This is a genomic window from Paenibacillus sp. JCM 10914 (genome assembly GCF_001315105.1).
Taxonomy (GTDB): domain Bacteria; phylum Bacillota; class Bacilli; order Paenibacillales; family Paenibacillaceae; genus Paenibacillus_AQ.
In genome coordinates, this window is record NZ_BAZR01000032.1 from 37,203 (window position 1) to 51,627 (window position 14,425).

General features: G+C 48.1%; 10 protein-coding genes and 1 pseudogene. 4 read left to right on the forward strand and 7 right to left on the reverse strand.

Features of this window, described 5'->3' with window-relative positions; translation table 11 throughout:
- Positions 1–114 precede the first annotated feature (114 nt).
- The 4 genes and pseudogenes from JCM10914_RS32020 to JCM10914_RS23910 form a co-directional block, all read right to left on the reverse strand.
- Positions 115–1,850: pseudogene (locus JCM10914_RS32020) on the reverse strand (alpha-mannosidase); the annotation flags it as partial.
- A gap of 31 nt (positions 1,851–1,881) precedes the next feature.
- Entirely contained in the window at positions 1,882–3,720 is a 1,839-nt protein-coding gene (locus JCM10914_RS23905) for a hypothetical protein (protein ID WP_023965645.1), read from the reverse strand.
- Positions 3,680–4,099: a hypothetical protein gene (locus JCM10914_RS30940; protein ID WP_023965647.1), complete on the reverse strand. Its 420-nt coding sequence runs from the start codon at positions 4,097–4,099 to the stop codon at positions 3,680–3,682. Before JCM10914_RS30940 ends, JCM10914_RS23905 begins: the two co-directional genes overlap by 41 nt.
- Positions 4,100–4,427: 328 nt before the next feature.
- Positions 4,428–5,576, reverse strand: a complete 1,149-nt coding sequence (locus tag JCM10914_RS23910) for a GntR family transcriptional regulator (RefSeq protein WP_023965649.1) — start codon at positions 5,574–5,576, stop codon at positions 4,428–4,430.
- Between the two features lie 317 nt (positions 5,577–5,893).
- Here JCM10914_RS23910 and JCM10914_RS23915 point away from each other — a divergent pair, with 317 nt between their 5' ends.
- The 4 genes from JCM10914_RS23915 (at position 5,894) to JCM10914_RS23930 (ending at position 12,166) form a co-directional block, all read left to right on the forward strand.
- Positions 5,894–7,936 carry a GxGYxYP domain-containing protein gene (locus JCM10914_RS23915; protein WP_023965651.1) on the forward strand — a complete coding sequence of 681 codons (2,043 nt, stop codon included), beginning with the start codon at positions 5,894–5,896 and terminating at the stop codon, positions 7,934–7,936.
- A gap of 439 nt (positions 7,937–8,375) precedes the next feature.
- A complete protein-coding gene (locus JCM10914_RS23920; RefSeq protein WP_023965653.1) occupies positions 8,376–9,467 on the forward strand; it encodes an endospore germination permease in 1,092 nt (363 codons plus the stop codon).
- Positions 9,464–10,999, forward strand: a complete 1,536-nt coding sequence (locus tag JCM10914_RS23925; protein ID WP_023965655.1) for a spore germination protein — start codon at positions 9,464–9,466, stop codon at positions 10,997–10,999. The genes JCM10914_RS23920 and JCM10914_RS23925 overlap by 4 nt, the downstream gene beginning before the upstream one ends.
- 6 nt (positions 11,000–11,005) lie before the next feature.
- Positions 11,006–12,166, forward strand: a complete 1,161-nt coding sequence (locus JCM10914_RS23930; protein WP_023965657.1) for a Ger(x)C family spore germination protein — start codon at positions 11,006–11,008, stop codon at positions 12,164–12,166.
- A 129-nt stretch (positions 12,167–12,295) separates the two neighbouring features.
- Here JCM10914_RS23930 and JCM10914_RS29410 read toward each other — a convergent pair whose 3' ends face one another.
- The 3 genes from JCM10914_RS29410 to JCM10914_RS23940 all read right to left on the reverse strand — a co-directional run bounded on the left by JCM10914_RS29410 (position 12,296) and on the right by JCM10914_RS23940 (position 14,421).
- Positions 12,296–12,469 carry a hypothetical protein gene (locus JCM10914_RS29410; RefSeq protein ID WP_023965659.1) on the reverse strand — a complete coding sequence of 58 codons (174 nt, stop codon included), beginning with the start codon at positions 12,467–12,469 and terminating at the stop codon, positions 12,296–12,298.
- A gap of 458 nt (positions 12,470–12,927) precedes the next feature.
- Complete coding sequence (locus JCM10914_RS23935; RefSeq protein ID WP_023965661.1) at positions 12,928–13,920, reverse strand: LLM class flavin-dependent oxidoreductase; 993 nt, start codon at positions 13,918–13,920, stop codon at positions 12,928–12,930.
- 18 nt (positions 13,921–13,938) lie between these two features.
- Positions 13,939–14,421 (reverse strand): Rrf2 family transcriptional regulator, encoded by a 483-nt coding sequence (locus JCM10914_RS23940; RefSeq protein ID WP_023965663.1) that lies wholly within the window; start codon positions 14,419–14,421, stop codon positions 13,939–13,941.
- Positions 14,422–14,425 lie beyond the last annotated feature (4 nt).

Sequence of the window (14,425 nt, forward strand, 5' to 3'; positions counted from 1 at the left end):
ATTGAACAGGGCGATCCCGGCCGTTGAAGGTTGAACCGCTGCGATCTGCTGGCTTAATGCTTCATACGTGCGCTTAATCAGCGTCTCCGTTTGCTCCAGTAGTGCTTCATAGCGCTCTAAAGATTCATCATAGACACGCTTGATCGAGGAACCCGGAAGAATATCGTGGAATTGGTACAACAGCACTTCTTTCCAGATGGTCTCCAGCGTCTCTTGCGGGTAGTTACGACCAAGCGCAACATGGGCCAGCACCGATGCGAACTCCAGCTCTCTGAGCGCTTTTTCCAGCTTGCGATTGTATCGCTTGTTGCGGGCTTGACTGGTCAGCGTGCCTTGATGCTTCTCCAGGTACAGCTCGCCGCGCCAACTCTTAAAGTGCTCTGCCTCCTGTTCTAGCCGTTCGAAGAAGATGAAGGAAGGCACCTGCTCTACCTGCGCCAATCCGAGTAGATTCTTCTCGCGCGATAGTCGCTCCAGATGCTCCTCCCCCGGACCGCCGCCGCCATCACCGATCCCGAACAGCATGAGGGCATGTTGGGATACGTTCTTATCGAGATATTCGCGCTCGGCTTTGGCGATGGAGCGTGGTGCTGCCGGACTGTTATACGTATCCTCCGGTGGCATGTGGGTCAACACTTTGGATCCATCTATCCCTTCCCAGAAGAAGGAATGATGCGGATAACGGTTATATTCGCTCCAAGAGAGCTTCTGCGTCATCATGTAGTCCACGCCGGATTTCTTCAATATTTGCGGCAGGCTTGCCGTGTATCCGAACACGTCCGGCATCCACAAGGACTTCATCTCCTGTCCGAATTCTTGCTGAAAAAATCGCTTGCCGTACAGGATCTGTCGTACCAGAGACTCACCTCCCGGTACATTCGTGTCCGATTCAACCACATTGCGCCTTGAGGCTCCCAACGACCTTCGCGTACCTTCTCGCGAATCTGATCATACAGCTTCGGATAATGATGTTTGATCCAATCATAGAGCTGAGGCTGACTCGCTCCGAAGATATAGTCAGGGTAGCGCTCCAGCATGCGGAGCGCTGTCGAGAAGGTACGGGCGCCCTTGCGAATCGTTTCGCGAATCGGCCATAACCACGCCAGGTCGATATGCGCATGACCGACTGCGCTGAGCGTGAGCACGGCATCGCCGTTGCGAAGGGCCAACTGGTCATGCAATAAACTTCGTGCTCGCTCCACGCGCGTTGCCGAGAAATCCGATAATTCCATAGATGCAAGATACAACGCATGATACATTTTCTCTTTCCGCGCCGAACCGGCTGGCAGTTGCTCCGCCGCCTCCAGCAATACTTCCGCATCATAGTAGAGGCTTCTAATCTCTTCATGGCAGATCGCAATAGTCGCTTCTTTAATCGTGCCGCCGCGGTATTTCCCGAACAAGTCGTTATTTCCCGCATCCGCCCACACTTCAAGAGCGTTCCCGCTGCTTGGCAGTTGCTCAAGATCGATGACGCGTTTGCCGGGCAATCCAAGCGTAAAATCAAACTCCGAGTTTACCGTGGTCAATCCTTGATAAGGAGTTCCTTCCTGATCCACGATGCACAACTCGCCGTTCACATCAATCAGCAGGACAAGCTTCTCGTTGCCGCTGTTCTGCCACGCAGGGATCGTGCCGGTGAAACAGAACCAGGCACAGTCCCATAACTCCCCCCACCGGTCTCCTGCTGCAAGCTTGACATGATTGCCTTGCATTCGTTCCTCGAATGGTACAGGCTCTGCGGTGACCCAGGCTGCGATGCCTAATTCAGCTACCGGCTCATATATCGCTTCCCGAAGCTTATCTAACCATGATCTTAATCGTTCTGGTCGTATCGGTTCGTATGGCATGCTGCAATGCTCCTCTCTGAATTACCGTTGCTTACGAGCCCTCTCCCCAACTCACATGAACCTTGGCATGATTACCGTTGCCATGCTCATACTCAAGCAGTACCGTCTGAGTCGCGGAATCCCAATCCCATGCCATGGAAACCGGCTGTGATGAGTCTTGACATGCATAGTGCGCTGACAGTGGCTTCGTAGGGCAATACAATCTGGCACTTGCCCGAAGATTCGCCGGCCCCCTGGCCGAGAAATGAAATCCCGCTTCGGTTTGGATCAATTCCTCGATGCGAGAAGAAGCAGCAATGACGGCCACTTGGTGATCGGAAGGACGGCCGGCTGTTACATCGAAGTGTAGTCCTTGTCGTCCCGGTTCGAGGATGGCCTGTTCGAGCACGCGAAGCTTCGGATCAAACAGATCGACGAGCGGACCCGGTATAACCAGCGGCTTGCGGCTAACGGATTCTTCCAGCACGGAAGCAATGACGTAGGGACCTCGCTGTAATTTGTAATAATGCTTGGGTTTCCAATCCGCATCATTGCCTCGCAGGAACGACACCGTTCGTTTAACGGCTTGACGTAAGCGATCCGCTCCGGCTGCGGATAAAGCCAATTCCGCAGGATTGACTTCCAGCCACGTAAGCGCCCCTTGACCAACCGCGTGCACCTGTTCCTTTACTGGCCTCACGCCTAGCTGCGTGAAGAGATGCTCGCGCGGAGATCGCAGCCCTCCCTCCGCTTCATTACGCAGTCGATCATCATTCCACCAATGCCGAATGTTGTGGTAGGGATCACTGTCGTCGCCAACGTAGATGAGAGCCCCGCCATCTCGCACCCATTGCGCCAGTGCATTGTGGATATCCGGATATTCCGGTTTCATGAACTCATAACTAAGGACAAGGACACGGTATGAAGACAAATAACTTGAATAGCGTCTCACGTTGTCGAGCTGTACCGGCCGGACGGGAATGCCATGCTTGATCAGCGGAAGTGCCAGTCCATAGAAGGGCGAGAAGTCCAGTAGCTCCGTATCCCCCGTTTCGAGAAAGCCTTCCGGGTCCGTCCCGTCGTACTTCCCGGCACCCGGGGCATTCGGATCGGATTTCATTCGCTGGAACATCGCCGAATCGGCAATAAGCAGACCTACTTGAAGCGGTTCTTCATCCGCTTGGTGGACATTTTGCTCCATATTGCCGAGCGTGTGCATGACTTGTAACAGGGTGGTAGCATATTCGGGCGGTATGCGTTCTTTACCCCGTCCGTCCTCGGCAGGATAGCTGCCTTTGAAGATGCGCCGCGGCCAAGGAGAAACTTCATAATGCGCGACCCCGGGATGAAGAAGGGAAGCGACCACCGTCTTCAAGTAGTTCTGCTGATAATCCGTCCACGTATGATTCGGGTTATCTTCGATCGGGTCATGCAGGAACCACATGCGCCTGTCGGTCCCTCTTACAAGCTCTTGCATGACGCCGTATTCGAGGTAAGCGGTTTCAAATGTTCGTTCTTTACGCACCCCTTCATACACATTGGGCGTACGCGAGGTTCCAGTCCAGATCTGTGCAATGTAACCGTCAATGGACGGAAGCTCGATCAATTGGGATTGCGGACTCACGATTCGCCATTGCGTGTAATTTACTAAACTATGCGTGGGTACGTAAAAGCGAAGCACGCGGTCATATCGTTTCAATGCGTAATCCTTCATCTCTGCACATAACCGATCCAGCACTCGCGTATATAAATACGCTTTCAATTTAGAGGCTCGATATTGAGCTTCCGGCGATGTATGTGGCGCAGTCCACGGCTCTTTATAATAGAGTTGCCACTCTCGTTTAAACGCCTCAGAATAACCTCCATTGACCCAGAACTCGGGTTCCTCCACGATGAATCGCCTCCACCCCGGCATCAACCGCGATGCGAATTCGTTCCGCGATGTAACGTCCGAATGAAATCGTCGGCACCATATATGGGATCACGGGCTGCTTGCCATGGAGGATCATATCGCCGTGACGATCGGTCTGAGCTTCGTCCCAGTGTTCTTCACCATCAAACGCGCCATCCAGATAATCGTTGTACTCTCCCCAAGCGACGCCAGTCATCAGATGTACAATATAACCTTTGTCTTTCCAGGCCTGAATGCGTTGCGGCATCGTCTCGTCAATTCCGTAGACCATCACGAAGTCTGTCTGCAAGTCGTAATCCGGATGATAAGGAGCCGACTCCTGAAATCCGGTTCGCTCTTCATTTCGATTTCGAGACATGATCATAACCTCCTCATCCAAAGTGGAATGTGATACATCAATGTCTAATGATCCAGCATTTCCTAAAATATAATATACATTATCTATATATTCAATATATTTTTTATAATTATCGCAAAAGAATAGCGGTGCTGAGAAGACAATCCCTGCACCGCCGTTGTCAGTATTAGGTTGATAGCCGCTTTTTTGAGCAATAATCGACTAGAGACAGCCGGCTTATTGGGTCACTAATTGCTGCTTCCTCCGGATACTTCGCCAACCAGCAAGAAGAGCATCTCGCCAGATCTAGAATCTTGGAGATGCTCTTCCCTAATATCACGTTCATGTATTATGTTGCCGGAACAATACCGGAAGTCTGTCGTACGACCAACTCGGGCTCGATCAACATTTTACTGTAGCCTTTGCCTGCCCCGTCATGCCCTAAAACTTCAAGAAGCTTATTCGCTGCTCGGAGTCCCATGTCCCTTTCGAACTGCTTAACATGAGTAAAGATGCTGAATTCCTCTACAATGGAGGTCGGATCATCAAAGCTGACAATGGACACGTCTTCCGGCACTCGCAGCCCGGCTTGCTTAGCCATTTGATAGATCTGTACGCCGAGCCTGCCATTCAGTGAAATATAGGCAGTCACCATACGATTGCGGATATAGCGATAGAGCGGATGAGCTTCAGCGTCTTTCAATACGCTAAGTGGATTGAAGTCCGTAATCATATGAGCGGGATTGATGAGTGCCCCTTTGTCTTTTAACGCTTCAACGTATCCTTCAATCCGCTCTTGTACCGTAACGGTTTGCAGCGGAGAGTCCGAACAGATCGCTATATCGCGATGACCGAGTTCCCACAAGTGTTCAACGGCAAGTCGCGCTCCTTTACGGCCGTCTGCCGCAATAAAGTGAGTCTCAATTCCGGGCAAGTAGCGATCGATCAGGACGAACGGAAAATCCGACATTTTCATGCCGAGTATCTCCTCATTGTAGTTCTCTTCATCAACCGGAAAGATCAATAGCCCGTCTGCTCCAAGTGCCTTCAGCTCCTTGATCGCCTCCTTCTCCTTCTCGAGTTGGCCGCTGGTCAACATAATCATGCAGCGATAGCCTTCACTGCTAAGCGCCTCCTCGATCCCCTCCACGAGCCGGATCGCAAAGTAATCGTGAATCGTTGGCATAATCACACCGATCAGTCCCCTGGTCAGGACGCTTTCCCTTCTCTTGGATGGGGCTTCGGCATGCAGACGATTCTGGCTGAGGTCCCCTTCTTCTGCTACAAAACTGCCTTTCCCTGGTACTCGGGCTATCAATTTCTCATTCGCCAGGCCCGTTAAAGCATTGGCCACCGTAATTTTGCTCACGTGGAACTGATCCATCAGCTCCTTCTCTGTCGGTATACGATCCCCAGGCTTTAATTTCTCTGATGCTATGCCATGTCGGATATAATCTTGAATCTGCTGATACAACGGAATACGTTCGTTAGTGTTCATTCTAATCACATCACCAATTCATTCTTAATATTTGTAATATATAATATATCCTCACACAGACAAGCGCAATAAACAAGGCGTTTGCGATTTAGTTCATTTATACGACTGGCTAAAAAAAGCCAACTCTGCCGTGACATTATTCAATGAATGATCAGAAGTTTTGTCGAATGCCTTGTAATATTATACTTGAATATATTTAATATGTCTTGGGTGGTGATGTGTCTATTGCAAAAAAACGTACGAACCAATAAAGGAGGGATTGGTGATGATAGGACACACTCACTGCAAATTCGCCTAATAACAAGGAGTGATTCCGCATGAATCGTAAATTTTCGATGATATGCTTGGCATGGATTTGTGCTTTTGCTTTTTGTACGGTGCCAGTTTCGGCTAAAGAAGCGGGACATTCGCAAAACAACCCGCACCGTGAATTGCCCAGTTTCAAGAAACCCAAGCATTTAGACGTAGCGGACATTTATGATGCACATGGTGATGTCAAACTGTTATTCGGCTCGCTGCAAGGGATCGTGAATCGACACCAGCCTCGCATCTATTTACTCGAATCCGAGGAAGAAGGCAAAACAACATGGCTCCATGACCTGAAAGTACCCTATACCCTGCACCAAGATTATTGGGACATCCTCAGAACCTATCGTAAAGATGTAAAGGGCATGATCGTATATGATCCAAATCTACCTGACAGCATTAACGTGGCAACAACGCTAGCAGGACTGAAAAATGCGGTTGTGGTAAGCCCGGAGCTCTCTGTACGATTATCGGCTCCACCATTTAAACTTAAGATTATCGATGATTTGCGAGGGAAATTCGATAGTGGGCTTGAGGCTTATACTTGGCAATATGAGAACTTGTGGAAGCGATCCAACCACCAGATGTTAGTCGGACTCGCACCAGATACGGCGATTCGTATTCCACCAGGACTCCCTGAGTCGTTCGTAAACATCGCAGAGGAGAAAGAGCAAATCCGCGATGCCAGCAATCGGGAAATTTATCACTTGGATCTTACGGCATTACTAGGGAAATCATCCGTTTATTTGCGGTTTGACGACGCATTTACACAAGACGGCTGGGGGCCGGCGGTGCATCAAGTGATCGTGAAGGCAGATGGTAAGCCGATCGCGAGTTTCATTGCAGGGAGCCAGGAAGAAGAAGCCCATCTATACGATAGACAAAACTCCAAATTCGCAGAAGGGCAAGGCGGCCATCGGTTTGCCGACAACGGGAACTACTTTGTTTATGAATTCGCGCCTCCGGCAGGAACGAAGCAACTGACAGCCGAGGTGGATATGTGGAATCAGTACAAAGTTTCCGCAGGTAATATCAAGCCGCTCTCCGCCGAACAACGTGAACCTTATGCTTATCTACGAGATTATGCCGTAGCTAATAAAGCGATGGTATTCTGGCTTGATTCCAACGTGCCTGAGGAGCTCGCCTTATTTGAGAAAATCATGTCTGATGTCGGACCGGGTACGCCATACCTCGGCTGGTTCAGCAATGACGTTGAAGGCGAATTCAGTTCCGTTGAAATCGCCTCCCGCTACGGAGTATACGTGCTTGCAGCCGATTGGTTCAGCAATTTGACGGTGTTCTCGGGTACGCAGCCAGACTATAAACCTGCCACAAAAGCGCCGCGCCCTGCACTCGAGAATAAAATCTACGTGACGTACACCTTCACCGAAGGGGATAATTTTCAATACAATCAGCATCGAATGCGCGTCATGTGGGATGATCCTGCTCGTGGTAAAGTACCGATCAACTGGACTTCCAGTCCACTGCTGCATGAAGGGGCGCCGGCTATTCTGAATTATTATCTGAATACGGCTACTCCGAATGATCTGCTCATAGCCGGTCCGTCCGGAGCCGGTTATTTCTATCCCAACGCATGGCCAGATGCTTCATTCCGTGAATTTCTGAAGAAGACAAATACTTATCTTAAGAAGACCGGAATGACTATTCCTTATGTATTAAACCGGGTGGATAGCGAGAATGTTCCACTATCCTCAGCCAAAGTAACGGCCTACCAACAGCAATACCATGTTCCAGGACTATTCATAAGCTATGAAGATAATTACGGTGTCGAGATCGTCAATGGCACGCTGCCCGTCTCGACCATTCGCGGTATCAGTACAGTGCAAGACGGACTTCAGGTGCTGAACGAGGCGAAAGCGAAATGGGACGGCAAGTCCCCTCTATTCGTCTCACTCGGCCTGCTGGCGTGGAGTATGACGCCAAGTGACGTGTTAAAACTGACTGAATCGCTTGACGGTGAGTTTGAAGTGGTTCGCGCAGACGATTATTTCTCCCTAATACGTGAGAGTTATGGTTTGCCAGCAAGCAAATAACAGCAAGTTATAAAGAAGGAGCGGTGTATTCCGACATTCGGTAACGCCGCTTTTTTCTGTCACTTCACTTGTGCGCACTTTATAATTAACTACATTAATTGTATATTTAATCTGATTAACTACCCCCTCTGCTATAGCTGTAAATCCCCGTTCCGATGCCATACCTATCGGTTGATCCAATATCCTTGATATTTTATTTAATGCCATTAATAATATTCTCTCATTATCGCATCCCTAGTACCTAGATACCGGCGAGATTTCCGCGAAAAGCGGACCGGTTCCTTAATTTCAATCCCCTCATTATTTCTTGGGTAATCGCAAAAAGCACATGCATTCGACAACGATAACGATTCGTTACTGACGTATGCATACATAAATTTTGCTTATCAGCAAATACTTAATGAATTAGAATCTATTCCCTCAGATGGAGATTACTTATATGCACAGCAAAAAATTATCGATCATTGACGTGTACTTCATCGTATTGCTGGTGTTGGGCATAACCAATCATGTGGTTCTCATTCCGCTAATGCTGCAAGCCGCTGACCGCGATTCCTGGATGGGCATCATTCTCACGATGGTTCTGAATATCGGTTGGGTGTACATTTTATATGTCATTATGAAGCGTACCAAGCAGCAATCGATATTTCTATGGTTCAAAGACCAATACGGGGCCTTTATTGGCTGGTTATTTATCGCCATATCCACATTTTATTTCTTTGCGATGGCATTGATGATGTTAAGAGAAACGACGACCTGGATCAATGTCACCTATTTGCCGCAAACACCTAGAACCGTCGTATCACTCTGTATTATTTCATTCTGCGTTTTTCTCGCTTATCATGGCATACGGACCATTGCGATCATCTCCGGCATTCTGCTTCCAACAGTCTGGATTCTTGGTCACTTTGTCGCGATTTCCAATCTGGAGTATAAGGATTATTCCCTGTTGACTCCATTGTTCGTGGATGGTTACATGCCGATGATACGAAGTATGGTCATTGCCGCCGGTGGATTTATGGAACTTCTGATCCTGGTATTTATCCACCATCATGCCAAGCGCAAAATCAGTTATGCAACCATTGTAATCCTTGCCCTCTTGTTAGGTGGACTCACACTAGGACCGCTGATGGGTGCCATTGCGAATTTCGGGCCGATTCCAGCCAAGCAAGCCCGCTATCCAGCGTATGATCAGTGGATGCTTGTGACCATCACCAAGTATATTACACATCTGGATTTCCTCGCACTCTATCAATGGATATCCGGCGCAACCATTCGCATCTCCCTCTTCTTGTTTATTGTCATGGAGGGATTGAATATCAAAAAGCGATCCACCCGGTTCATCGTATTGCTTATCCTTGGCTTGGCGTTGTCGACCATTTCGCTCATTCCCAAAATCGATGCTCACATTGAGCTATACCTGATGGGTCGCTATTCGTTCATCTATTTGATCTTTATTGCTTCATTTACGTTGATGATCTTGCTCTTCACTATGTTTAAGCGAAAATCGAAAGGAGGCCCGCCGTCATGACGAACAGACCTCACCGTCGTATGTCTAGACGCCATGCTCATAAGCCAACCGCATCAACGGGATCGCATCAAGCTAATTCAACTTCCGGCATCACGGATGAAGAATCATTACGCGCTCGCTACGCTTCCTCTGCCGATGTGGTCATTGCCCACTTTACCAGCCATCGCGAGGAATCCATCCATGCCCTACTATTATACGCTGAGGGAATGGTGAAATCCGACTTAATGACGCAGTACGTACTACCTGATCTGGAAGAAAAACTGGAGCATTATACAGACTGGAACTCGTTACAGAACATGTTGGATTTGACTATGGAATGGAGCCAAATCAAGCCAGAGACCGACATTGACACACTTCTATTCGCTGGACGTCTGCTCGCTTATTTCCCTTCCGCCAATCGTTTCTACTCGATTGATGTCTCCAATGTTCCCGGACGATTGCCAGAAGAATCTAACACCGAAGTCGCTATTAAAGGAGCGCGCGACGGATTTACGGAAGATTTGAACATCAACGTAGCGCTGATTCGCAAGCGACTTCGCACCTCTTCACTGCATAACGAAAAGTTTGTAATCGGTACCCGTAGTCAGACACGAGTCGTCTTGATGTACATTCATGATATTATTCGGCCAGAACTGGTTGAGGAGGCAAGGTATCGGTTAGAGGGGATTCAGGTTGATGCTCTAATTACAAGCGGTCAATTGGAGGAAGCGGTCGCTGATTCTACATTGGCTCTTTTTCCGCTGGTAGATTATATTGGAAGACCCGATTTTGTAGCAGAATGTCTGCTCAAAGGGCGTTTTGTTATTATTGTCGACGGCTCACCCATGGCCATCATCGGTCCCTGCAATTTGTTCGAAATTTTGAAATCTCCAGAGGACGCGTATTCACCGTACTATTTTGTCATCTTTGAACGCTTGCTTCGCTTGATCGGGTTAATTATCGCCATTTTCCTTCCCGGCTTCTGGATCTCTTTAACCAGCTATAATGTAGACCAATTGCCGATTCACTTACTCGCCACGGTAACCGTATCCCGCTTCGGTTTGCCTTTCTCCGGACCGATGGAGATTCTGTTGATGCTCGGAATGTTTGAACTATTTCGTGAAGCAGGGATTCGTCTGCCCAAAGCCGTTGGACAGACCATCGCGGTGCTCGGTGGTCTGATCATTGGCGATGCGGCGATTCGTGCGGGATTAACTTCCCCAACGATGCTCGTGGTATCGGCCACCACCGCAGTTGCCACCTTTACATTAGTCAATCAGACTTTAACTGGGACTGTAAGTATCGTTCGACTCTATGTAATATTATGGTCCTCGTTATTAGGAATGGTCGGGTTCTTCATTGGCATGTTAAGCTTGTTTGCTTATCTTTCGGTCCTGCAATCCTTTGGACTTCCATACCTGGCCCCGATTACCCCTCTATATTGGAAAGACGCGATGAATGCACTTCTCAAGAAGCCATGGGCGTTTACAAAAGAAAGACCTCGGATGCTTGAAACCCAGGATTCGACATCTCAAGAAAAGGAGCCAACATGATCCTTCATGAGAAACCATGTACAATTATTCAAACTCATTGTTGTCTTAATGTCTCTCCACCTACTTACCGGATGCTGGGACATTAAAGAGATTCAAGACATTAACTATATAACGGCCATTGGCGTTGATTACGAGGATGACCACTATATTTTATATAGCCAAATGATTGATTTCACCTCCATTGCCAAGACGGAGGGCGGCAAATCGGCAACTCCCTCGCAAATCTGGGTATCTAGAACAACCGGCAAGACACTGGACGCCGCGATCAATAACATATATGATTCCGCTCAAGTTCGGACGATCTGGGGACATATTTCCAGCATTGTGATAAGCGAACGTGCACTATCTCAAGGTGTAATCTACAAGATGGATACCATTGCCCGGTTTCAGGAGGTGCGGATGACGCCGTGGGTGTATGGCACAAGGGATTCCATTGAAGAACTGTTCTACACCCCCGCATTCTTTAACTTGTCCCCATTAAACACGATGCTGCACGAGCCATTAGAGGAATACAAACAGAAATCGGTCATTGCGCCCATTCGTTTCTTTGACTTTGCTGCCGAGGTAACAGAACCCGGATACACCGTCATTTTGCCTAACCTTACCATCAATAAGGTAACATGGTCGACCCAGGACAAAAGAGATCCTAAGCTCGCTATTGATGGTGCCTTTATGCTGTCCGAGGACAAATTGCTAGGTTATCTTGATAATGTAAAATTAAGCGGTTTGCGCTGGATGAGTCACTTCACAAGACGTTCTCATCTTCCGATCCATAATGAAGGTAATTATTCAGGCGTTGTTGTGTTGAAGAATCCTAGAATTCGTAAAGAGCTGGTAATGGAGCAAGGAAAACCCGTGTTTAACATCCATGTTCGATTACATGGCAATGTGGTCGAAATATTAGAGAAATATTCCAAGCATGAACTGGAAAACCAAGCTGCCGTCCAGGTGAGAAAAGAGATTCTGGATACATTTAATAACAGCATTAATATAAAAGCGGATGTTTATAGCTTGGAGCATGTTTTTTTCAAGAAGAACATGAAATTGTGGAGACAACAACAGGGTAAGGAAGGAATGCTTCATATCGATGGCGAATCGCTGAATGCTGTTAAAGTCGAGGTGTTTCTGGACCATGTGGGCATGAAGGTATTGCATCAAGGTGAGTAAATTGACGCTTACACTTACACGCATAAAGGCAGCCGTATGGAACAAAGACAGGCTGCCTTGGTTATGTTATAAAAAGATAAATTGAATTGGTTATGCCCTTTTATGTGGAGATAAGGATACAGCGAGAAATCAGATGATGATTTCTTCCAGATCCTCATCCGAACTCAGCTCTTCGTACGCGATGTAAAGGCCGATTGCTGAAGCGATGAAAGCTAAGATACCTGCTACTAAGACCAATTGCTTAGCCGTAGCCTTGTTAAGTGTACTTCGTTTCTTTCGTCTTTTCTGAACGCTTTGGCTCATAGCCTTACCTCCCACTTCCACGCCATTACAATAAAATATGATTCAAAACTGCAAAAGTTGTTAGGCAAAACACGTGTTTATAGTTATCGTGACATATGGCTATCTACTCCAGAGTAGGCATGATCATTACACGATCTTCGTTTCTTCTTAGTACATACTTAAATTTGAACAAAATGCGTGACGAGTAGCGCAAGCAAAAAGCTGCTGATCAACGGCACAACCCGTTGTAATCCGGAGCTCTGCGCTTCACCTGCCGCAAACTCGCGCCAAAATAGTAGAATTGACGATATCAGCCATCTATGATCGCGTGATAGATACAAGTTTCAATGCACCCACCATATTGTAAGCAACACCTAGCTGGGTACTCCTGTGCTGAGCAACCTTATTCACCGGTATAGAAGAATTTGTGTTCAACCATCAAACAGGGACAGGCTCTCGCCCATCCCTGTCATAGTTCGTTACAGCAGTTCACGCGCCAGTAAGCGGTATACTTCCAGTCGCTTCTCTTGAGAATGGGGAATGCTACAAATCATCGCTTCATCAAAGCCATAGTGAGCTTGTTCTTCCAACAGCTGTGTTGCCACGTCTTTGACTGCTCCTACCAAGTGAATCTTGCGACCCTCTTGAATCGCCATCCGATCAATCTCGGTTAGCGATACATTCTGAGCTTCTTCCGGCGTCAGAATTTGCGTAATCCTGCCTTTTCCCATCATTAAGCGGAAAATATCTTGTGGAAGTGCCTCGTACTCCGCTTCTTCCTTGGTCTCAGCTGTGGTCACCATGTAAGACACATTAATTTCCGGTTTCGCCATAAAGTCAGACGATTGGAAATGGTTACGGTATTGATCCAATATGTCATTACTCATCGCGCCGTTGAAGAATTGGGCAAACGAATACCCTACCCCCATCTGTGCCGCCTTCAACGCACTGTTACCACTGGAGCCGAGCAGCCACACTTCGGGCAGAGCAACTTCTGTCGGAGCTGCGAGATTCTTGACATAAAGTTCGTCTTCAGGAATTTGATCCGCTAGTAATTGCATCGTAATTCCAAGTTTGTCGTACATATTGTGCAGCATTAACTGACGACCCTCGGAAAGAGCATACATCGCACTCGTATCTCCTCCCGGAGCCCGACCTACGCCGAAGTCGATTCTTCCGGGTGTAAAAGCACTTAACGTCTTGAACACTTCCGCCAGCTTAAGCGGCGAATAGTGCATCATCATCACCCCGCCAGTCCCGATGCGAATCCGCTTTGTTCTTGCCGCGAGGCGAGCAGCCGTAACTTCAGGTGCTGAGCTGGCGAACGTATTGCCGCCGTGATGTTCAGCCATCCACATTCTGCTATAACCTAATTCATCGGCCAATATGGCCAGTTCTTCTGCTTTATGAAGAGCACCTTCAGGCGTGTTGCCACTTGTAACAGGCGCTTGATCCAAAATGCTTAATCTCATCTTCGTATCATCCCTTCGTTACTTGACCATTTTCTGGTTAACCCATTCCTCTAACGCCTCAACCTTATCTTGAAATCGTTCTGACTTCATCTCATCGGCCAAGGAGGCTATCGTCTCCCGCTTCAATACCGATTTCCAGGAAGATTCCGCCTCTTCCATCAAATTGTTGAGCAGACAACAGTGGTCTTCCTTCTCTAGATCCAGCATATCCACCAGAATCCCGTGGGATGAATACAGCGATTGCTGACCCTCTACCGCAAGGTACACATCATACACTCGAATCTCCGCCGCCGTCTTCTTCAACTTAAAGCCGCCCTTGATCCCTGGGACCGATGCAATCAGATCTGCCGCAACCAGCTTACGCAGCAGCTTTTGAAAATAGGTGGGTGACGTTCCAAGCTGCTGACTAATGGCTTCTCCTGGCAGCACGGCCTTGTCGGGAAGCATGTTAAGCAGAACCAAGGCATAAACGGACTGCTCAACCCCGGTTTTCATATGCATGTCC